This window comes from Halobiforma nitratireducens JCM 10879 (genome assembly GCF_000337895.1).
GTDB lineage: Archaea > Halobacteriota > Halobacteria > Halobacteriales > Natrialbaceae > Natronobacterium > Natronobacterium nitratireducens.
The window spans coordinates 39,045-59,081 of record NZ_AOMA01000070.1 but is presented as its reverse complement, the minus strand read 5'-3'; the positions used below and the strand labels follow the sequence as shown (position 1 = coordinate 59,081).

Genomic DNA, 20,037 nt, shown 5'->3' with positions numbered 1-20,037 from the left:
CCTAACAGCCGCCAAAACTCGTTTGACCTATTGCAGCGGCTCGAGCGCTCGTCGCTCGCGAATCCGCTCTCTGATGACGCTGCTCGAGAGCAGTTCCTCCTCCTCGGGTTCGCGAGGTTCGGCGCGTTCGACCCGGCAGTCGACGCCCCACGACTCGAGCATGGCTTCGACTTCCTCGTCGCCATGGTGCTGATCGTAGCCCAGCACGAGCACGTCGGGGTCGATGGCCCGGACCGGCGCGGAGTAGTCGCTGGGATGGCCGACCCGGGCGTGGTCAACCATCTCGAGGGCGGCGACGACGTCGCGGCGCTGGTCGTCGGAAACGATCGGGTCGGGCTTGTGCGAGACGCTCTCGCTGTTGGCGACGACGACGTGGAGTTCGTCGCCGAACGCGGCGGCCTGCTCGAGGTAGTGGACGTGACCTGGATGGAGGACGTCGAAGGTTCCCTGGGCGACGACGCGGGTCGGTTCTTCGGTCCGGCCGTCGTCGGTATCGCTCTCGGCATCGTCGTCGCAGTTCATTTCGACCCCCGTATCGTGACGGTCCTGTTCGTCGCGGTCTCGGTATAGAGCGAGTACAGGAGCACCGCGAATCCGCCTGCGGTAAACGAACTCTGGATAGCGACCCCGAGGCCGACGCTGCCGCCGACGAGGTGGGCGAGGCCGGCGATGCCGGAGCCGGCGACGATGAAGCCGAAGCCGGCGGTGACCGCCCGCAGCGCTCGAGAGCCGGTTCGCCGGAACGCCCGGTAGGCGAGGGTCGCGACTGCGCCGCCCAGAACCAGAGTCGCGGCGTTTGCCGCCACGATGAGTGCCGTATATTCGTTCATGGATGTTCGAGGGGTTTGTCGGTCCGTCTCGTCCCGACGGTCCACCGTTTGCACACTTTAGTCGTCCCCCCGGTTCCCACTCGAGTGGAACTATCGGTGAACATGTTCGCGATGTCGAGCCGTCCGAAACGAAGGGGGTTGCCGTTCGTCGTTTGGACGTGGTCACTCGGACGTTGTGGCGTCGGCGACGAGCTCCCCACGATAGCGGCGATCGTCGAGCGGTTCGATCGCGAACGCGAGCGATTCGTAAAACGGCCGAACGTCGTCGTCGAACCGCGCGGTGAGCCGGCCTTCGCGCTCGAGGGCGTGGCGGATCAACCGGCGGCCGATCCCGTCGTTTCGGTGCCGCCGGCGGACGCCGATCGCGGAGACGTGAGCGCCCCGCTTGCCGTCGATGGGCTCGAGGACGATCGTCCCGAGGATTCGTTCGATGCGGTCGTGGTCGTGGTCGTTCCCGTCCGGGTCGTCGTTCCCGTCCCCGGCTTCGGACACGGCACACGCCCGTCGCCGATCGCCGGCGACGAACACGTCGTCGGCTTCGATCCGGGCCTCGACGTCGCCGGGCTCGAGCATAGCGGCGTCGAGGATGCGCCTGACCTCGAGGGCGTCCTCGAGACTGGCCGGGCGGACGAACGGCGGTTCTGCGATCCGGCGATCGCCAGGAGGGGCGTCCGTGGTCATGTCCGTGAGTGGGGGCTGTAGGCGCAAAGGTGTCCGGCTTTCGCACTGTCGGGGTACCGGTACCGTTCCGCCTCGTGCTCGCTGGAGGAACGAACCATTATTGCCTGTGCGCAAATATTGCGCCAACGGATGACTCGCAGTTCCGACGCCGACACCGTCTCGTTCGCCGACGTCGAGGCGGCCAGCGAGCGCCTCGACGACGACTCGGTGGTCAAACACACGCCGGTCGAACGGAGCACGTCACTGGACGACCTCACGGGCGGCGAGGTCCACCTCAAGATGGAACACCTCCAGTGGACTGGCTCGTTCAAGACCCGCGGTGCGTACAACAGGATCGCCCAGATCGTCGAAGCGGGCGAGACCGACCGCGTCGTCGCCGCCAGCGCCGGCAACCACGCACAAGGCGTCGCGCTCGCGGCGACGAAACTGGGTATCGACTCGACCATCGTCATGCCCCGCAGCGCCCCCCAGGCCAAGGTCGACGCCACCCGCGAGTACGGTGCGAACGTCGAACTCGTCGGCACTGACTTCCGCGAGGCGATGGCCCACGCCCGCGACCTCGCCGACGACGGCGGCGACGTGGAGTTCGTCCACGCCTACGACGACCCCGCGATCGTCGCCGGCCAGGGCACCCTCGGGCTCGAGATGTACGAGGACCTGCCGGAGGTCGATACGGTCGTCGTCCCGATCGGCGGCGGCGGGCTCATCTCGGGGATCGCGACCGCATTCGCCGAACTCTCCCCGGAGACTCGCGTCGTCGGCGTCCAGGCCTCGGACGCGGCGACGGTACCGGACAGCCTCCAGAAAGGGACGCCGGTCTCGCTCGAGTCGGTCGACACGATCGCGGACGGGATCGCTACGGGCGGGATTTCCGATCTCACTCTCTCGTTGATCGAGGACCACGTCGACGAGGTGGTGACGGTGACCGACGGCGAGATCGCACGGGCGATCCTGCTTCTGTTAGAACGTGCGAAACAGGTCGTCGAAGGCGCGGGTGCGGCCTCGGTCGCAGCTATCATCAGCGACCAGCTGGACGTCACCGGCGAGACGGTGATGCCGCTGCTCTGTGGTGGCAACCTGGATATGACGATGCTCCAGACGGTACTGGTTCACGCGATGAGTGACCGGGATCAGTTGCTCCGTCTGCGGGTACGGATCGACGATCAGGCTGGGCGGATGGAGGAGATTTCGGGCCTGATCGCCAAACACAACGCCAACATTCGCAACGTCCGCCACGATCGGTCGGCTCCGGAACTCGATGTCGGCGAGGCCCACCTCGTCTTCCAGATCGAGACCAGTGGTGCGGGCCAGTCCCGCGCGATTATCCGTTCGATCCGGGACAACGGGTACGAAGTCAAACACGTCAACGCCTGAAACTGTTAGTCGGAACGACCGGCGTCGTCTCGACTGCTGTCCGACAGTCCGACTGGTTCTGTCTCCGCTGTCGTTGTCGGTACCGGGCACCCGTGAGTCGCTTGCCCAACGACGCTACTGCCGTCCGCCTTTGATCAGCCGCAACACCGTCACCTCGTCGCTCTCGACGGGCTGGTCCTCCGGCACCGGACGACCGTCGACGAGGACGCTCACCTCGTGGGGACTGAGATCGACTTCCCCGAGCAGGTCGGCGTAGGTCGGGTCCGCTCTACGGTCCGTATCCAGCTTCTCGAGGTCGATCTCGTGGCTCCTTTCGCCCTTGACGTCGACGGTGACGCGCATAGGCGCAGTTACGGTGGCGCGGACTTGAGCGCGTCGCTCGCCGTCAGTTTCTAGCCCGATTCGGGCCCTGGCCCGCGCTCGCCCCCGCCGTCGCCCTCGTGGTCGTAATCGTGGTCGTGGTCGTCGAGACCAGCCCGTCGCCGACGCTCTCGAACGGTCCGTCGGTGGCCGTACAGCCCCCAGGCTAGCGCGCCGAGACCGAGCAGGAAGATCAGCAGGTTGAACAGCCCACCGATCCACGGCACCTGGGCGAGCAACGCACCCCCGACGAGGCCGACGACCAAAGCGAGCCACCGGTTCTCGACGCCGCCCACCGAGAGCAGCCACGCCGCGACGGCGAACCGCCCGTAGACGATCCCAACCCAGAGCACCAGCAGGAACGCGAACAGCCCGATCACCGCCAGCGGAATCCCGATCACCGTGATCATGGTGGCGATCAGGAGTATCGGAACGCCGATCAGGACGCCCACTCCGAGCAGCCCCGTCCGCACTGGATCGCTCGCGACCCGATCGGCGACGCCCGCTGAGAACCGCGGAAACAGCGCGAGCAACGCTGCGCCCAACAGCAGGTTCAACACGAGAGCGTACAGCGAGAACAGCCACGAGGCGAGCGGCTGGATCGTCGGCGCGATTTCTTCGCCGACGGCAAGCGTCGAGTCGCGTTCGATCTCGCCTGCGACCGCGTCGGTGTTGCCCTCGAGCGAGCCTCCGTACCGGAGATCGCCCTCGAGTGTGGCCGCCTCACCCAGTTGGATCGTCTCAGCGCCGATCGCCACGTTGTTCGAGACCGTCCCGTCGATCACGACGGTTCCGGCCCCGGCCGAGAGCGTGCCGCCGACGGTCGCCCCGTCGAGAATCTCGAGGCTGCCGGTCGCGGCCTCGACGTTGCCGTCCACGTCGCCACCGATCGTCACGCTCCCGCCGGCAGCCTCGACGTCCCCGCCGACCTCGCCGTCGATCCGGACGTCACCTGCGACGGCGTTTACGTCCCCGGTGACGGTCCCCTCGACGATGACCGTCCCCGCGAACGCCTCGAGGTCGTCGACGGTCTCGCCCTCCTCGACGACGACCGTTGCGCCCGCCTGTGGGCCCATCTGGGCGGCGGTTGCGGTGGTCGCGGCCGTCGCCGGCATCACACAGAGCAGCAGTGCGAGTACCACGACGGTGATCGTCCCCGTCCGCGATCTCGACGGTAGTTGTTCGAACGACATGTTCGCACCTACCTCGAGCAGTTACAAATTACTGTGTGGGGTCACACGAGCGTCGCGACGTTGGGAGTTGGCGGCGAACGGTCGACGGCGGCCTTCGGTCGATTTATTTCCGGGCCGCGCGTTGAGCCGGTATGAGCGAGGCCGACGCCGAGGCGGCGGAGCCGACACCCGGCAAGACCGAAGTCTGGATCGAGAAGTACCGGCCGGAACGGCTCGACGATATCAAGGGCCACGAGAACATCGTGCCGCGGCTCACGCGGTACGTCGAGCAGGACGACCTGCCCCACCTCATGTTCGCGGGGCCGGCGGGTACCGGCAAGACGACCGCAGCACAAGCCATCGCCCGCGAGGTCTACGAGGACGACTGGCAGGAAAACTTCCTCGAGTTGAACGCCTCCGACCAGCGCGGAATCGACGTCGTCCGTGATCGGATCAAGGACTTCGCGCGCTCGTCGTTCGGCGGCTACGACCACCGTATCATCTTCTTAGACGAGGCCGACGCGCTGACCAGCGACGCCCAGTCCGCCCTGCGTCGCACGATGGAGCAGTTCTCGAGCAACACTCGGTTTATCCTCTCGTGTAACTACTCGAGCCAGATCATCGATCCCATCCAGTCGCGGTGTGCGGTCTTTCGCTTTACCGAGTTGACGGACGACGCGATCGAAGCGCAGGTCCGTGAGATCGCCACCGAAGAGGGGATCGAGCTCACCGACGACGGCGTCGACGCCCTGGTCTACGCGGCCGACGGCGACATGCGAAAGGGGATCAACGGTCTCCAGGCTGCGGCCGTGATGGGCGAGACCGTCGACGAGGACACGGTCTTCGCGATCACCTCGACTGCCCGGCCCGAGGAGGTCGAGGAGATGGTCGACCACGCCATCGACGGGGACTTCACCGCCGCGCGAGCCGCCCTGGAGGACCTGCTGATGGACCGCGGACTCGCCGGCGGCGACGTCATCGACCAGCTCCACCGGTCGGCCTGGGAGTTCGACATCCCCGAGCAGGCGACCGTGCGCCTGCTCGAGCGACTGGGTGAAGTCGATTACCGGATTACGGAAGGGGCGAACGAACGGCTGCAACTCGAGGCGATGCTGGCGTCGCTGGCGCTGGAAAACCCCGACGAGGGGCTCGATTCGTAGGACGCTCCCGCTTGGAGCTTCGGTTTCGGTTCCGACCGTTTCGACAGGAAAGAGTGACTGGCGAAGTGGTCACCGACTCGGAGTTTGTATCCGGGATGGTTCTTCAACCGATCGAGAAGGTGGCCTGGAAACTCCCCAATGTCGTCTCACTCGTTGGGAATCCGTTCGTCGTCCTGTCGTTCGAACTGTGCTCGCCTCTCACCCACGTCTCCGTCGGGACGATCTCGTGAGCCACCGTTCAGCCATCACTCCTCGCTGTCGTCCTCGATACCGAGTCGGTCCCTCGCTTCCGCGACCGACATCGTTCGTCCCGCTGTACGTCCGGATAGCTCCGATCGGTCAGTATTCGGACAGAACTGTATCGAGGACAGATTCGGAATTCCGATGGAGTCACAATTGGTGGCGACCGGAGTCTCGAGTGCTCTTCTCACCGATCAGGCCAGATCGAGCGCGTCGACCCCGCGGAACGCGAAGGCCGTGCCGTCCTCGTCCTCCGCGACGCCGACATCCCAGCCGTGATCCGCGGCGATCTCTTCGACGAGATCGAGCTGGAGGCCGGCACCGTCGGCACCGTCGAGTCGACCCGGCGTCGGCGCTTCCTGACGGCCCTCCGGTCCGTCCTCGTTTGCGGGCCGATCGCCGGCGACGTAGAAGCCGTCGTCGGTCGCGCCGACGGTGACGGTGATCGGCTCCGACTCGGCGTCGCCGGCGACCTCCGCGTCGACCGCCGTCTCGAGCACGTACTCGAATAGCTCCCGCAGTCGCTCGCGGTCGGCCTCGAGAACGAGATCGCTTTCGGTGACCAGTTGGGCGTCGCCCGTGTCGACGGTCGCCCAGGCACGTCTCGCCACGTCGCTGACGGCGACGGGCTCGGCCGCCTCCGTATCGGCGACCGTCTCGAGGGCGGTGACTCCCTCCGCGAGCCGGTCGTGTGCGTCGGCGATCGTCCGGAAGTGCTCCTTTTCGCCGGTCTCTTCGGCGAGTTCGAGGTAGCTCCGGGCGACGGTCAGCGACGGGTCGACCTCCTCCCCGAGGAGATCGGTGATCGTCTCGAGGCGGTGGGTCGCGGCGGCGTGCTCGAGTTCGCGGCGCTTGCGTTCGGTCACGTCGTCGTAGACGAGCAGGCCGGTCTCCGTCAGGAGCTGGCCGCCGTCCTCGGTTTCGTCGTCACTGCTTCCCTCCTCGACGACCGTCTCGAGGGGAACCGCCGTCAGCACGAAGTCCTGGACGCCCTCGACGGTCTCCCGGCGGTGGATCAACAGCTGTCGGTCGCCCGATCGCAGCGCCGCCGACAGCGTCTCGGCCCGCTCCTCGAGCCCATCGGGGACGGTGTACTCGGCGATCGGCTCGCCGATCAGCGCGTTCGGATCGGCGTCGAACGTTTCGGCGAAGGCCGCGTTGACGGCCCGGATCACTGCCTGACCGTCCTCGAGTTCGTACCTGACTACGGGATCGGGGACGTTCTCGAACACCCGCTGGAGGCGATCGCGTTCGGCCTCGAGTCGCGTGCAGGCGTCGGCCAGTACGTCGCGTTCGGCTTCCAGTCGCTCCTGTTCCCGACGGACGCGGTCGCGTTCGTTGATCAGCCCTCGCTCGCCCCAGTTGCGCTCGAGGATCGTGGCGGCGTACTCACACAGCGACTCGAGAATCTCGAGGTCTGATTCGTCGCTCGACTGGGCGTACCGATCGGTTTCGACGGCCCCACCGTCGCTCGCGGCTGGGCGTTTCGCCCTCTCGGCTGCGTCACCGGGCGAGTCCACGACCACCTGCAACACACCGACGTCGCCGACCGGCACGCTGTACAGCGACCGAGCGTTCTCGCTGGGTCGCTCGAGTACGTCGTGGAGACCGAGATCGATTCTGACGGCGGAGTCGTTCCGGAACGCACGCCCGAACGGGCTTCGGACCGGCGTCTCGCCGATCGTCTCCTCCGGGATCGCCGGCGCGGTCGCCCGCGGCACGAGGTCGCCGAACTTGACCGTCGCGATCCAGCAGTACTCGTAGCCGAGTACCTCGACTACCTCTTCGATTAGTTGCTCGAAGAGTCGTTCACGGTCCCGACACTCGGCGATTCGCGCCGCGGCCTCGAGGACTGCAGTAGTCGCGCCGCTCGTTTCGCCGTCCCCGGACTCGTCGTCGCCGTCGGCTTCGCCGGTGTCGGCTGTATCCGGTGGGTCGGGGGCGTCCATCCCCGGCGGCGCGTTCGGTCGTTCCTCGAGCCGTCCGGCTCTTTCTCCGTCACCGTCGGCCGGGTCTGACGGGGGTGGGGCCACGCTTTCCCCGGTCGCTCGTTGGGTATCGGTTCTGGTCCCGGTCTGCATCCCGGTCGCTCGTTGGGTATCGGTTCTGGTCCCGGTCTGCATCCCGGTCGCGACGGCGTGACACGCCTTCTCTACCTCGTCGGCCAGGTGGCAGATCGCGTCGTCGGTCCCGCGACGGACGTAACCGTCGACGCCGCCGGCCGCCCGTGCGATCGTCGAGCTGTACGCGTCGTCGGTGAAAACCACGAGCGGCGTCTCGACGCAGGCGTCGGCCACCTCGAGCAGGTCGACGGCGCTTGCCGGTCCGAACCCGGGATTGTCGTTCCCTCGGCGGTCTTCTGCTCGTTCGGCGAACACGACACAGTCGGCTTCCGGCGCGAGTTCGCGGAGCCGCTCGGGGGTTCCGATCGGGTGGACCGTCGGTTCCCGGCTGGCTTCCGTCTCGTCGGTCGTCTCGACGAGCCGTCGTTCGAGTGCCGCTGCTCCCTCGCGGGCCGCCGTTTCGGTCGTGGCCGCGTAGAGGAGTGTTCGGGGGCGGGGACGCGGACGCGGTGACGAGTGTGCCATCGATGACTTCCCAATTGATCGTCTATAGTACTGTCCGTCAGACCGGGGTAAAGGTTCTCTGGCCGCGTCCGACGATTATTTCTACCTGATCTGGATACTATCATTTCTCCACAGAGAGAAATTTGAACTGAGGCCCGGAAAAACATGCATCTGAGACGACGCCGGCTCACTCGAGAGGAGTGGGACCCGTCGACGCGGGCGCTGTCTCCGGACGGCCCTACTTCGAAATGCCTGCGAGACGGCCCCGGCGTCGGCCTGTTTGCGGTTCCACTCCGCCCGTCCGCAACGCCGAGACCGACGTTCTCCACGTGTGAACGTTGCGGAACTGTTTTAGGCGCTGGCTGGTCAACACACGTACAATGAGCGAACTGGCGGACGAGTACCGCCTCGAGTACTTCGAGGAGGAAGGATTTACGCGCAAGGAGTGTCCTACGTGTGGGAACCACTTCTGGACGCGCGACGAAACCCGGGAGACCTGTGGTGAGCCGCCGTGCGAGGAGTACGACTTCATCGGGAACCCCGGTTTCGACGAGGAGTACAGCCTCGAAGAGATGCGGGAGGCATTTCTCTCGTTTTTCGAGGATCACGACCACGACCGGATCGACCCCTACCCCGTCGCGGCCAACCGGTGGCGCGACGACGTCTTGCTGACCCAGGCGTCGATCTACGACTTCCAGCCGCTGGTCACCAGCGGCGAGACGCCCCCGCCGGCCAACCCGCTTACCGTGAGCCAGCCCTGTATCCGGATGCAAGACATCGACAACGTCGGCAAGACGGGCCGACACACGATGGCCTTCGAGATGATGGCCCACCACGCGTTCAACGCCCGCGAGGACGCCGACGCCGAGTACGCCTACGAGGGCGAGGTCTACTGGAAGGACCGCACCGTCGAACTCTGTGATACGTTGCTCGAGGAGATGGGTGCCGACATCGCGGACGTCACCTACATCGAGGACCCCTGGGTCGGCGGCGGCAACGCCGGCCCCGCGATCGAGGTCATCTACAAGGGCCTCGAACTCGCGACGCTCGTGTTCATGTGTATGGAGCAAGACCCCGACGGCGAGTACGAACTCAAAGACGGGAACACCTACTCCTACATGGACACCTACGTCGTCGACACCGGCTACGGCCTCGAGCGGTGGACCTGGATGAGCCAGGGGACGCCGACGGTCTACGAGGCGATCTATCCCGAGATGATCGACTTCCTCAAGGACAACGCGGGGATCGACCACACCGAAGAGGAAGCCGACCTCGTCGCCCGTGCCGCCCGGCTCTCCGGCAACCTGGACATCGACGACGTCGACGATGTCGAGGCCGCCCGCGACGACATCGCCGACCAACTCGGCGTCTCCACCGCGGAGCTTCGCGACCTCGTCGAACCCCTCGAGGACGTCTATGCTATCGCCGACCACTGCCGGACTCTCGCGTACATGCTCGGGGACGGGATCGTTCCCTCGAACGTCGGGACCGGCTATCTCGCCCGGATGGTCCTCCGGCGGACGAAACGGCTCTGTGACAACGTCGGCGTCGACGCGCCGCTGGACGAACTCGTCGACATGCAGGCCGAGCGCCTGGGGTACGAGAACCGCGACACCGTCCGGGATATCGTTCGCACCGAGGTCGAGAAGTACCGCGAGACCCTCGAGCGCGGTGGCCGTCGCGTCGAGAGCCTCGCCGAGGAGTACGCCGAGAAAGGCGAACCGATTCCCCGGGCGGAGCTGATCGAACTCTACGACTCCCACGGCATCCAGCCCGACATGGTCGAAGAGATCGCCGCGGAGGCCGGTGCCGATGTCGATGTACCGGACGACTTCTACAGCCTGGTCGCGGATCGCCACGACACGTCCGAGGCCGTCGAGGAGATGACCGAGGACGAAGACGCGCGGTTCGGGGATCTCCCGGAAACGGAGAAGCTCTACTACGACGATCAACAGCGCACCCAGTTCGAGGCGGTCGTGCTCGATGTCTTCGAGCGTGAGGAGGGCTACGACGTCGTCCTCGACCAGACGATGTTCTACCCCGAAGGCGGTGGCCAGCCCGCCGACACCGGGACGCTCTCGACGGACGATACCACGGTCGAGGTAACGGATGTCCAGATCGAGGACGACGTTATCCTCCACCGGACCGACGAAGACCCCGGCAAGGGTGAGTTCGTCAACGGACAGGTCGACGCTGCCCGTCGCCGCCAGCTTATGAGACACCACACGGCGACCCACGTCGTCATCCACGCCGCTCGTGAGGTACTCGGCGATCACGTCCGTCAGGCCGGCGCACAGAAGGGTGTCGACTCCTCGCGGATCGATCTGCGCCACTACGAGCGGCTCACCCGTACAGACATCAAAGAGATCGAGCGGGTCGCAAACGAGATCGTGATGGAAAACACTGCAGTCACCCAGGAGTGGCCCGATCGCCACGAGGCCGAAGCCGAACACGGCTTCGACCTCTATCAGGGGGGTATCCCGCCGGGCGAACAGATCCGGCTCATCCACGTCGACGAAGACGTCCAGGCCTGTGGCGGTACTCACGTCGCTCGTACCGGCGACATCGGCTCGATCAAAGTCCTCTCGACCGAACGCGTCCAGGACGGCGTCGAGCGTATTACGTTCGCCGCCGGTGGGGCCGCTCTCGAGGCGACCCAGGACAAAGAGGACGCCCTCTACGAGGCCGCCGATATCCTCGATGTCTCGCCGCCAGCGGTCCCCGAGACGGCCGAACGATTCTTCGAGGAGTGGAAGGACCGTGGCAAGCGTATCGAGGACCTCAAAGAACAGCTTGCGGAAGCCAGGGCCGGCGGCGGTGGCGACGCATCGGAAGTCGAACTCGACGGCACGACGGCCGTCGTCGACCGGATCGATGCGGACATGGACGAACTCCGTGCGACGGCAAACGCCATCAGCGAGGACGGGAAGATCGCCGTCATCGGTAGCGGTCTGAGCGGTGCCCAGTTCGTCGTCTCCGTTCCCGACGGCGTCGGCGTCAACGCCGGCGAAGTAGTCGGCGAACTCGCCGCCAAGGTCGGCGGCGGCGGCGGTGGTCCACCGGACTTCGCACAGGGTGGCGGACCGGACGTCGAAGCGCTGGACGACGCCCTCGAGGACGCGCCTGCCGTCCTGCAGAACGTACTGAACGCCTGAGGACGCCTCGGGCGCTGGGTTCCGACGTTGCGCTTCCGAACGGATGTCCGAAGCCGTGTCCGTTTTTGGCTGAATCGAAACCGTTCGAGGCCGGGGTCTTGCTACACACCAGTACCGTCGGTTGACCCCTGATTGATTTCTCTATACCATGTGTGGAATTTTGCAAAGCGTTATATGGGAGTATGACACATGTCCACAAGAATCATGGAGAGACGGCATTTCATCACAGCTGCTGGTGGGACGGCTGCGACCGGATTGCTAGCCGGGTGCCTCGGTGACGAAAACGGTGACGGCGACGATGGCACAGAACCGGCAAACGGCGACGACTTCCCGACGGATTCGCTGACGTGGATGATCCCGTGGGGTGAGGGCGGCGGAACGGACACCTACGCACGTCAGATGGCTCCCCACATGGAGGAGCCGCTCGGTCAATCGATCGAAATCGACAACCGCGAGGGGGCCGGCAGCATGCTCGGCAGCGAGTGGTTAGTCCAGCAGGATTCCGACGGGTACACGTTCGGAACGGTCAATCCGCCGGGATGGAGCTTCACCTGGCGAGCCCAGGAGGTCGACGGCTGGCATCCCGACGACCTCGAGCCGATCGCCCATTCGGGCATTTTCGGCTACACGCTGATCGTCAACGACCAGTACGACATCGAATCGTTCGACGAGCTCCGGGACGCCTACGCCGACGGTGAGATCAGCGGGTTCGGGTACCAGGGAGCCGGCAGCGACAGCCACCTGACGACGTTGATACTGCAGGAAGAGTACGGGCTGGAGTACGATACCGCGGTGCCGTACGACGGCGGCGGCCCGACGATGGAAGCGGTCATCTCCGACGAGGTAGCCGCTGGCTTCGCGACGAATACCTCGGCGGTCGCCGCGGAGGAGTCCGGCGAGGCCAGCGCCGTCGTGAACCTCATGGACATCGACCTCGACGACGTGTTCCCGGGGATCGACCCCATCACCGACTACGGGGACAGCCTCGCTTGGATCACGGAGTTCTACCAGGTACAGGTCGCGCCGCCGGACACCCCAGCAGACGTCCGCGAGACTCTCTCGGACGCGGTACGTCACGCCTGCGAGCACGAGGACACCCAGGAGTGGTCCGAGGAGACCGGCAATATCGTCGAATACGGCGATATGGACGACGCCGCGGACCAGTACGTCGGCAGCGTCGACGAGATCGAACAACAGGTCGACGACGTCATCGGCGGCTTCGACGAATTCCAAGAAATGGTCGAAGCGGAAGACTGAAACCTGTTGACTTCTCTCTCACGAGAGAGCGGAACGCGCTTCCGGGAGGAGTCTCGAGTACATCCTCCCGGGGGAGAAGGTCGCTACTATGGAACGGAACCAGTCTACGATAGATTCGATACGCCGTCGTCTTCGTGTCGCGTTCGACGTCGTTCTCGACGTCGGTGAGAGAGTGCTTCGCGAGCGACCGACCATGGAGCACGTGCTGTTGCTGTCGTTCCTGTTCGTCGGCCTCTACATGTATCGGGGTGCCGGCGAGTTCGCGCCGGCCGCACAGACGTTCCCGCGGCTGATGGCCGGCGGAACGATCCTCCTCTCCGTGCTGTTGCTCGCGCGTAACTACCTCCGGATCGCCGGCCCACTGGTCGGTGCGGTTCTGGGTGTGTACCTCCTGTACGGCGGCATGACGACGTACACGGGAGAGGGCGAGTTCACGGCACAGTTGATCGGCGGATTCGTACTGCTCGCTGTGGCGCTCGTCTTTCGCGAGCGTTTCGGCGCTGCGGTCGAATCGTTCGTCGCGGAATCCGTGCAGGTGATGGGCGACGACGGCACACCGGTCGACGAATCGACGGCGGAGGGTGACGGTCCCGACGCCGCTGGAACTGACCCGACGGACCCAGCCACGGACGAACTCGAGTCCGAGCCGACCCCCACGGCCGAGGAGCCCAAACGCGGCGAGCGGGTCGAACACCTCGAGGCGGACGAATCGGCCGAGACGGCGGCGTCCGACGTAGACACCGATGTCGACCAGCCCGACGCGACGGACGACGAGACCGACTCGGAGGCGATGTACACCTACGACATCGACGATCCGCGTGGCCCTGTCGTCACGGCCCTGCTCTGTGTCGGGTACATGGGGCTGACGTTCACGATCGGGATGCTGTACGCGACGCCGATCTTCGTCGCCGCGTGGGCCCTGTGGGCCAGGATGGACGCGGCCAGGGGCGGAGCACTCGTCGTCCTCAGCTTCGCCGTCGCGTACGCCTTCTACGACCTCATCCAGGACGACATCGCCGTCGGGTGGCTCACCGGCTGGGAGTTGCCACCGCCCGACGAGTTGCTCGAGCTACTCGGGCTCTCGGCCCACGCGGCTGACGCTCTGGGAATCGCGGTGAGAGCGGCGGTGATCGTCCTGTGACGGTCGAATCGTTCTTCGGGGCGGTCGAATCGCTGCTGGTGCTGGAAACGATGCTGTGGTTGCTCGCGGGCGTCCTCGTCGGCATCGTCATCGGCGCGTTGCCCGGTCTCGGGCCGCCGCTAGGGATGGCGATCATCCTGCCGTTGACGTTGCCGCTGGGGGAGATCAACGCGATCATCCTGCTGGTCGGCGTCTACAGCGGCTCGATGTACGGCGGCTCGATCGCCGCCGTGTTGATCAACACGCCGGGGGTGTCGTCGTCAGCGGCGACGATGTTCGACGGCTATCCGATGTCGAAACAGGGGCGAGCAGCCACGGCGCTGTCGATCTCGGCGACGGCGTCGGCGATCGGCGGTCTGTTCACGATCACGGCGCTGATCCTGTTTTCGCCCGCGCTGATCGAGATGGTCCTCGCCGTCGGGACGCCGGAACGGTTCCTCGTCGCGATTCTCGGATTGGCGATGATCACGGTGGTCACTCGCGGATCGATGGCGAAGGGACTGCTCGCCGGCGTCGCCGGGTTGCTGGTCACGACCGTCGGCATCGCCCCGATGTCGCTCGACCAGCGCTACGCCGACACGATGTATCTCTACGACGGGATCGACTTCGTCGCCGTCCTCATCGGCCTGTTTGCGATCGCGGAGATGATGAAACTCGCTGGCCAGAAAGGCGGTATCGCGGACGCCGACGTCACGATCAGCTGGGACGGGGTGGCCGAGGGCGTCAGGACGACGCTCAAACACCCGATTACGCTGTTCAAGTCCGCTAACATCGGGATGATCGTTGGCGCGATCCCCGGTGCGGGCGCGACGGTCTCGAACTTCGTCGCCTACTCCGAGGCGGTCCGTTCCTCCGACGATCCCGACTCGTTTGGCTCCGGAAACGAGGTCGGCGTCATCGCTTCCGAGTCCTCGAACAACGGCACCGTCGCAGGATCGCTCGTGCCCGCGATTTCGTTTGGCATTCCGGGCAGTTCCTCGACTGCCGTCCTGATCGGCGGCCTGCTCATGCACGGCCTCCAGCCCGGTCCGAGCATGTTCCAGCCGGAAGGCGAACTCCAGCTTACGTACGCGATGTTGCTCGCGTTGCTCGTCGGTAACGTCGTGATCATCGTCTTCGGGCTCTCGATGGTGACGCAGCTGGGGTACCTGACGAAGCTCGATACCGACTACATCATTCCGATGGTCGTCGTCCTCTCGTTCCTCGGGACCTACGCGCTCCGGATCAACCCGATCGACATCCTGACCGTGATCGTCTTCGGCATCGTCGGCTTCTACATGGTGCGGTACAACTACTCGGTGATCGCGTTCGTTCTCGGGGTGGTCCTGGGCGATATCGCGGAGGAGAACCTCTATACCGCGCTCCAGCTCTCCGACGGCTCCTTTATGATCTTCGTCAACCCCTTCGAGTACGGTCACTGGCTCGCGCCGATTCTGACGTTCCTGATCGTCGCGATCCTGTTCGGGCCGTTCGTGAAACGGTGGGTTACGACCCGACTCGAGGCGTCGTCCTGAGCGTGGCTATTTTTAAGCAGCGAGAGAATGGCGGCGTTGACGCCGTCATCAGAAATCACAGGTTTCTGATTGCCCGCCAGACGTAGTCCGACGACCGGGCGTGAATCGCGTCACTCGACTCCACAATCCCGAGAAAGCCCGCCTTCCACCCGACCGCAACACGCTATTCGTGTCCCATTCGTGTCTGTCCATTCGGACGGCGTTTCGTGCTTGCAGCGGATGTAGTGTGGCCAACTCCGGCTGTCAGAGCCCGTCGATTGCCGCTTCCATCGCGTCGAGCTGTTCGTCCATCTCGTCCCAGTCCCCGTCGTCCGCTGCTTCGACGGCTTGCTGGAAGTGTCCGATCGCATCGCTGAGCGCCGTCGCCTCCGCGTTCAGTTCGATGACGTCTGCCTCCATGTGAGCCGGCACGTCAGGGTCGGCTTCCAGCTCGTCGAACTGGTCGGCGACGTCTTCGAACTCGCTTTTGGCGTCCGTGACGTGCGTGTCGGCTTTGTCGAACTCTTCCTCCTCGAGCGCCTCGAGTCCCGCCTCGAAAGCCTGCAACCCTCTTGCCATCCCCTCGAGTGCACTGACGATCTCCTCGAGCACGTCCAGCTCGTCGTCGGCCGTCTCGAGTTTGTCCACGCTCACGAGAAGGTCGACGCGGTCTTGAATGGCATCGTGGTCTTCGTCGATCTCCGCTAGGGTGTCGATCAGGCTCGAAAGAGCGTCGTTAGCGGTTTCGAGGGCTTGCTGGCCGTCTTCGGCTGCCTCGATAGCTTCGTCGTGTTGGTCCGCCGCGAGACGGGCGTCGAACACGTCGAGAGCGTTCATCGCGTCGATCAGTGCTTCGGAGAAGCGGGCTGCATCCCGCTGGAACTCGACGAGATCGAGTCCAAGCTCGATCGCATCCTGGAGTTCGTCGTCTTCGGCTCCATCCTCGGCCGCGATCAAGAGCGCTTCCGCTTCGTCGGCCCGCTCTCTAACGCCGCTTATCTCCGCCTGGTCCGGGAGTTCCTCTTCCTCGAGTTCGTCGAACTCACCGATGACCTGGAAGTTCTCGTCGAGTAGCTCGAACGCCTCGTCGACGTCTGCTGTTTCCTCCGCTCCGAGACAGCCCGCAACCACGCCGGTCCCAGCGGCCGTAGCAGCAACCGCCCCCCGTCGGATGACCTCACGCCGTGTGTGCATGCTCGACCGAGTGAACTGGAATCAATTACTTCTTTTTGCCGTTTCTATCATGTAGGAACGAGTGCCCGGAGATAAGAGGCTTCGTACTGAACGCCCTCGGGCGTCGGTGGCTTTTCGACGAGGTCCGGACCTCGAGCCCGAAACACGAACCACAAAAAACGTATACGATCCATTTGATGGCGAGCGTATGAGTCGTCCGATCGTCTCCCGACCCTATCTCGGCGCGTGGCTCGTCCTCCTCTGGTCGGCCGCCGTCGGCTACAGCTCCTACGTCAGTTTTCTTGGGCTCTCGTTCAACCCACTCGAGTGGAGCCCCGACGACCGTCTCGGCGTCAACTACTACGTCTACCACTACTCCGCCGAGGCGTTGCTGGCCGGTGAGGACTTCTATACGGCGACTCCACCCGGCTTCGGTGACCACTTTACCTATCTATACCCTCCGATCACGATCCTCACCTGGGTGCCGTTCACCGCGCTCGATTCCTTCCACGGCTTCCTGTTGTTGACCGCGATCACGATCGCGGTCTCGGCCGCCTCGGCTGTCGCTATCGTCCGCTATATCGAACGCTGGGACCTGACGCTCGGCTGGCTCGACGTCGGGGCGATCTTCGTGTTTTTCCTCGGCGTTCACTCGACGGGGACGCTCAACTTCGGCAACATCAATCTCCTGCTTGCCGCCGGAATCGTCTTCGGCTTTTTCGCGCTCGATCGCGGCCGAGAGATCACCGCTGGCGTCCTCTTCGGCGCGGTCGCGTTGATGAAGGTGTTCCCGGCGCTGGTCGGCCTCTACCTGCTTCGGGTACGCTCGTGGGCCGCTATCGCAGGTGCGACGGCGACCGGTCTGGGAGGGTTGGCCGCCTCCGCGCTCGTCTTCGGTCCCGACACGCTCTACCGCTTTTTCTTCGAAATCCTGCTTCCGCGTAGCGACACGGCCGACTTCGTCGGCGGCTACGCCCCCGACGACACCTACTACGTGACGATCCAGCGGCCGCTCTCTCATCTCATCTGGAACGTCTACCCCGACGCGCCGGCTGCCGTCCTCCCGGTCGCGGCCGCGCTCGTGCTCGGTGCCGTCCTCGCGTACTGTTTCCTCCGACTCGAGACTCGGACCGACCACCTCGTGGCGATCCACGCGACGCTGACGGCGACTGTCATCTTCATGTCCTCGCTGCGGTTCTACCTGGCGCTCGTGTTTTTCTCGTGGGTATCGCTGCTGTACGTCTGGCACGACGAGCCCGACGACCAGCGCCGAGGCCAGGGGGTCGTCCTCGGTATCGGGCTGCTCGCGGTCGCTTACCTCTGGTATGGATCGCTGATCTGGTCGTACTGGCCGCTCGTCGTCGCCTTCTTCACGGCCGGGATCGCGTTGCTGTACGTCTGGTTCGAGGACGCCGTTCCCACACTGTTCGTCGTCGGCGGGCTCGTCGCGAGCATCACGAACCGTCCGTCCTCGATGGTCGCTCAGGTCGAGGGCTACCCCGGCCCGCTCCCGACGATCCTCGAGCCGATCGTCGCCGTCGGCACGCTCCAGTTGTACGGACTGTTGCTCATGCTCGGAGCCTGTCTGCTCTACAAGTACCGCCAGGGGGTCGGCGTCGCCGATGTCCGTGCCGCTGGGCGGACGATCCGTCACGACCTCGAGACCGGGGCGAAGACGGTGCGGGCGCGGTTCGAGTAACGGACTCGTAACGACGAGCGGCGATCGAAACCGTCGCTTTTCTCCCCGCCGCGCCCGTCGGGACGGGTATGCCGACCGCATCGAACGGCGACGTTTCCCTGTTCTACGAACGCGACGGCGACGGCGACGGCGACGAGACCGTCGTCTTCGTCCCCGAGGCCGGCCTCGGCGGCTGGTCGTGGGGGTGGCAACACGCCGCCCTGACCGGTCCCTTCGAGGCCGTCGTCTGGGACCTTCGCGGAACCGGCCGCTCGGACGCCCCGCCCGGCCCCTACGACCTCGAGACGCTGGCTGCCGACTTAGAGGCCGTTCTCGCCGACTGCGGCGTTCGGACGGCCCACGTCGTCGGGCTCGGTCTCGGTGGCACGATCGCGCTGGCGGCCGCCCGTGACTCGAGTTCGAGTTCGAGTTCGAGTTCGAGTCGCATCGAAACCCTATCGCTCGTCGGGACCGCTCCACGCGGGTCGGCGTTCGACCTCGAGTCGCTGTTTGCCCCTCCTGACGACCGAGACGCGCTGCGAAACACGCTCGAGACGACTCTCTCGGCGGAGTTCCGCGAGAAACAGCCGGACGTGATAGACGGCGTCGTCGACTGGCGTGTCGACGGCGACGCCGACCGCGACGGCTGGGACGCACAGGTCGCCGCGCTCGAGGGGTTCGACGCGAGCGAGTGGCTCGTCGAGGTGACCCAGCCCGCGCAGGTGCTCCACGGGACCGACGACGGCCTCGTTCCCGCCGACGCCGGCCGCGACCTCGCACGGGGACTCCCGCGGGGCGAGTTCGTCCCGCTTGAGGGGGCAGGCCATCTCGCGACGATCGAACGATCCCGGACGGTCAACGACCTGCTCGCGGGCTTTCTCGAAGCGCACGCGGAGTTGGACCGCGAGAACTGAGTCGGGGGTGAAACGGGCGTCACCAGTTGCGGCAACGTCGGCACGTCCCCGAAGGCCTATTTTCGTCCAGCACCCAGGGAGTCCCAATGGATCGACTGCGTATTGCCGTCCTGAACGCGGCACATCGGGACGAGAACACGACGCGGAACTTCCGGCGCGAACTCGACGCGTCCCTCTCCGAGTTCGACGTTACCGACGGCGAGGTCCCTAGCGGCTACGACTACGACGGTGCGGTCGTCACCGGATCGCGCTCCTCGGTCTACTGGGACGAGGAGTGGATCGACGCCACCAAAGGCTGGGTCAGCGAAGCGATCGACCGCGGCGTTCCGTTTCTCGGGGTCTGTTGGGGGCACCAGCTGCTGGCCGACGTGTTAGGTGGCACCGTCGAGGACATGGGTGCCTACGAGGTCGGCTACAGTCACATCGAGCGAACCGCCGACTCGCGGCTGTTCGACGGCGTTCCCGAGGAGTTCCTCGCTTTCACCAGTCACTCCGACGAGGTCTCGGATCTCCCACCCGGAGCCGACCCCCTCGCCGAGAACGAGTACTCGAACCACGGCTTCCGGAAAGACCACGTCTTCGGTGTCCAGTTTCACCCCGAGTACGACTCGAAGACCGCACGAGAGCTAGTCCACCGGAAGGAACTCTCCGACGAGCGGCTCGAGTCCATTCTCGCCGAAATCACCCAGGAAAACTACCGCCGGGCCTGCCCAGCGAAACTCGTCTTCGCCAACTTCCTCGGGTACGTCCGTGAGGTTCGAACCGGTTCGGAGTCGGCGGCGAACGCTGCCGGCTCGACGCTCGAGGCCGACGCCGGAACGGAAGCGTCTCGCTCGGATTGA

The 20,037-nt window shown here is 65.3% G+C and carries 16 protein-coding genes and 1 pseudogene; 9 read left to right on the top strand and 8 right to left on the bottom strand.

What is annotated here, in order from left to right:
* Window positions 1-27: 27 nt before the first annotated feature.
* The 3 genes from C446_RS06765 to C446_RS06755 all read right to left on the bottom strand — a co-directional run bounded on the left by C446_RS06765 (window position 28) and on the right by C446_RS06755 (window position 1,511).
* Window positions 28-522: an adenylyltransferase/cytidyltransferase family protein gene (locus C446_RS06765; protein WP_006672335.1), complete on the bottom strand. Its 495-nt coding sequence runs from the start codon at window positions 520-522 to the stop codon at window positions 28-30.
* Entirely contained in the window at window positions 519-830 is a 312-nt protein-coding gene (locus C446_RS06760; protein WP_006672334.1) for a DUF7521 family protein, read from the bottom strand. Before C446_RS06760 ends, C446_RS06765 begins: the two co-directional genes overlap by 4 nt.
* 162 nt (window positions 831-992) lie before the next feature.
* On the bottom strand, window positions 993-1,511 hold the full coding sequence (locus tag C446_RS06755; protein ID WP_006672333.1) for a GNAT family N-acetyltransferase: 519 nt from the start codon (window positions 1,509-1,511) through the stop codon (window positions 993-995).
* Between the two features lie 129 nt (window positions 1,512-1,640).
* Between C446_RS06755 and ilvA the strand changes: the two genes are divergently transcribed.
* Complete coding sequence (gene ilvA / locus C446_RS06750; RefSeq protein ID WP_006672332.1) at window positions 1,641-2,885, top strand: threonine ammonia-lyase; 1,245 nt, start codon at window positions 1,641-1,643, stop codon at window positions 2,883-2,885.
* Window positions 2,886-2,999: 114 nt separating this feature from the next.
* On the opposite strand, the gene samp2 is transcribed toward ilvA, so the two are convergent.
* Together samp2 and C446_RS06740 are read right to left on the bottom strand one after the other, a co-directional pair.
* Entirely contained in the window at window positions 3,000-3,227 is a 228-nt protein-coding gene (gene samp2 / locus C446_RS06745; protein ID WP_006672331.1) for a ubiquitin-like small modifier protein SAMP2, read from the bottom strand.
* A 50-nt stretch (window positions 3,228-3,277) separates the two neighbouring features.
* Entirely contained in the window at window positions 3,278-4,438 is a 1,161-nt protein-coding gene (locus tag C446_RS06740; RefSeq protein ID WP_006672330.1) for a bactofilin family protein, read from the bottom strand.
* Between the two features lie 131 nt (window positions 4,439-4,569).
* On the opposite strand from C446_RS06740, the gene C446_RS06735 reads away from it, so the two are divergent.
* Window positions 4,570-5,577, top strand: coding sequence for a replication factor C small subunit (locus C446_RS06735; protein ID WP_006672329.1), 1,008 nt, complete (start codon window positions 4,570-4,572; stop codon window positions 5,575-5,577).
* A 68-nt stretch (window positions 5,578-5,645) separates the two neighbouring features.
* Here the strand turns inward: C446_RS06735 and C446_RS20450 are convergent.
* Together C446_RS20450 and C446_RS06720 are read right to left on the bottom strand one after the other, a co-directional pair.
* A pseudogene (locus C446_RS20450) lies at window positions 5,646-5,812 on the bottom strand (type II toxin-antitoxin system RelE family toxin); the annotation flags it as partial.
* Between the two features lie 199 nt (window positions 5,813-6,011).
* Window positions 6,012-8,405: a PAS domain-containing protein gene (locus C446_RS06720; RefSeq protein WP_006672327.1), complete on the bottom strand. Its 2,394-nt coding sequence runs from the start codon at window positions 8,403-8,405 to the stop codon at window positions 6,012-6,014.
* 359 nt (window positions 8,406-8,764) lie between these two features.
* Between C446_RS06720 and alaS the strand changes: the two genes are divergently transcribed.
* The 4 genes from alaS (at window position 8,765) to C446_RS06700 (ending at window position 15,451) form a co-directional block, all read left to right on the top strand.
* Entirely contained in the window at window positions 8,765-11,539 is a 2,775-nt protein-coding gene (alaS, locus tag C446_RS06715) for an alanine--tRNA ligase (RefSeq protein WP_006672326.1), read from the top strand.
* A 204-nt stretch (window positions 11,540-11,743) separates the two neighbouring features.
* Complete coding sequence (locus tag C446_RS06710) at window positions 11,744-12,796, top strand: Bug family tripartite tricarboxylate transporter substrate binding protein (protein ID WP_193363527.1); 1,053 nt, start codon at window positions 11,744-11,746, stop codon at window positions 12,794-12,796.
* A 172-nt stretch (window positions 12,797-12,968) separates the two neighbouring features.
* On the top strand, window positions 12,969-13,937 hold the full coding sequence (locus C446_RS06705; RefSeq protein WP_239639472.1) for a hypothetical protein: 969 nt from the start codon (window positions 12,969-12,971) through the stop codon (window positions 13,935-13,937).
* Window positions 13,934-15,451, top strand: coding sequence for a tripartite tricarboxylate transporter permease (locus C446_RS06700; RefSeq protein ID WP_006672323.1), 1,518 nt, complete (start codon window positions 13,934-13,936; stop codon window positions 15,449-15,451). Before C446_RS06705 ends, C446_RS06700 begins: the two co-directional genes overlap by 4 nt.
* Window positions 15,452-15,694: 243 nt before the next feature.
* Here C446_RS06700 and C446_RS06695 read toward each other — a convergent pair whose 3' ends face one another.
* Window positions 15,695-16,624, bottom strand: coding sequence for a hypothetical protein (locus C446_RS06695; protein WP_006672322.1), 930 nt, complete (start codon window positions 16,622-16,624; stop codon window positions 15,695-15,697).
* 187 nt (window positions 16,625-16,811) lie between these two features.
* On the opposite strand from C446_RS06695, the gene C446_RS06690 reads away from it, so the two are divergent.
* The 3 genes from C446_RS06690 to C446_RS06680 all read left to right on the top strand — a co-directional run bounded on the left by C446_RS06690 (window position 16,812) and on the right by C446_RS06680 (window position 20,037).
* Window positions 16,812-18,302, top strand: coding sequence for a glycosyltransferase family 87 protein (locus tag C446_RS06690; RefSeq protein WP_006672321.1), 1,491 nt, complete (start codon window positions 16,812-16,814; stop codon window positions 18,300-18,302).
* Window positions 18,303-18,370: 68 nt separating this feature from the next.
* The gene (locus C446_RS06685) at window positions 18,371-19,195 is read left to right on the top strand and encodes an alpha/beta fold hydrolase (RefSeq protein WP_006672320.1); all 825 of its coding nucleotides are present in this window, start codon (window positions 18,371-18,373) and stop codon (window positions 19,193-19,195) included.
* Between the two features lie 86 nt (window positions 19,196-19,281).
* The gene (locus C446_RS06680) at window positions 19,282-20,037 is read left to right on the top strand and encodes a type 1 glutamine amidotransferase (RefSeq protein WP_006672319.1); all 756 of its coding nucleotides are present in this window, start codon (window positions 19,282-19,284) and stop codon (window positions 20,035-20,037) included.

Coding starts and splice junctions, on each gene's coding strand:
- C446_RS06735 (WP_006672329.1), top strand. CDS start 4,570: ATGAGCGAGGCCGACGCCGAGGCGGCGGAGCCGACACCCGGCAAGACC.
- C446_RS06720 (WP_006672327.1), bottom strand. CDS start 8,405: ATGGCACACTCGTCACCGCGTCCGCGTCCCCGCCCCCGAACACTCCTC.
- C446_RS06760 (WP_006672334.1), bottom strand. CDS start 830: ATGAACGAATATACGGCACTCATCGTGGCGGCAAACGCCGCGACTCTG.
- C446_RS06690 (WP_006672321.1), top strand. CDS start 16,812: ATGAGTCGTCCGATCGTCTCCCGACCCTATCTCGGCGCGTGGCTCGTC.
- C446_RS06685 (WP_006672320.1), top strand. CDS start 18,371: ATGCCGACCGCATCGAACGGCGACGTTTCCCTGTTCTACGAACGCGAC.
- ilvA (WP_006672332.1), top strand. CDS start 1,641: ATGACTCGCAGTTCCGACGCCGACACCGTCTCGTTCGCCGACGTCGAG.
- C446_RS06695 (WP_006672322.1), bottom strand. CDS start 16,624: ATGCACACACGGCGTGAGGTCATCCGACGGGGGGCGGTTGCTGCTACG.
- C446_RS06680 (WP_006672319.1), top strand. CDS start 19,282: ATGGATCGACTGCGTATTGCCGTCCTGAACGCGGCACATCGGGACGAG.
- C446_RS06765 (WP_006672335.1), bottom strand. CDS start 522: ATGAACTGCGACGACGATGCCGAGAGCGATACCGACGACGGCCGGACC.
- C446_RS06710 (WP_193363527.1), top strand. CDS start 11,744: ATGGAGAGACGGCATTTCATCACAGCTGCTGGTGGGACGGCTGCGACC.
- C446_RS06740 (WP_006672330.1), bottom strand. CDS start 4,438: ATGTCGTTCGAACAACTACCGTCGAGATCGCGGACGGGGACGATCACC.
- alaS (WP_006672326.1), top strand. CDS start 8,765: ATGAGCGAACTGGCGGACGAGTACCGCCTCGAGTACTTCGAGGAGGAA.
- samp2 (WP_006672331.1), bottom strand. CDS start 3,227: ATGCGCGTCACCGTCGACGTCAAGGGCGAAAGGAGCCACGAGATCGAC.
- C446_RS06755 (WP_006672333.1), bottom strand. CDS start 1,511: ATGACCACGGACGCCCCTCCTGGCGATCGCCGGATCGCAGAACCGCCG.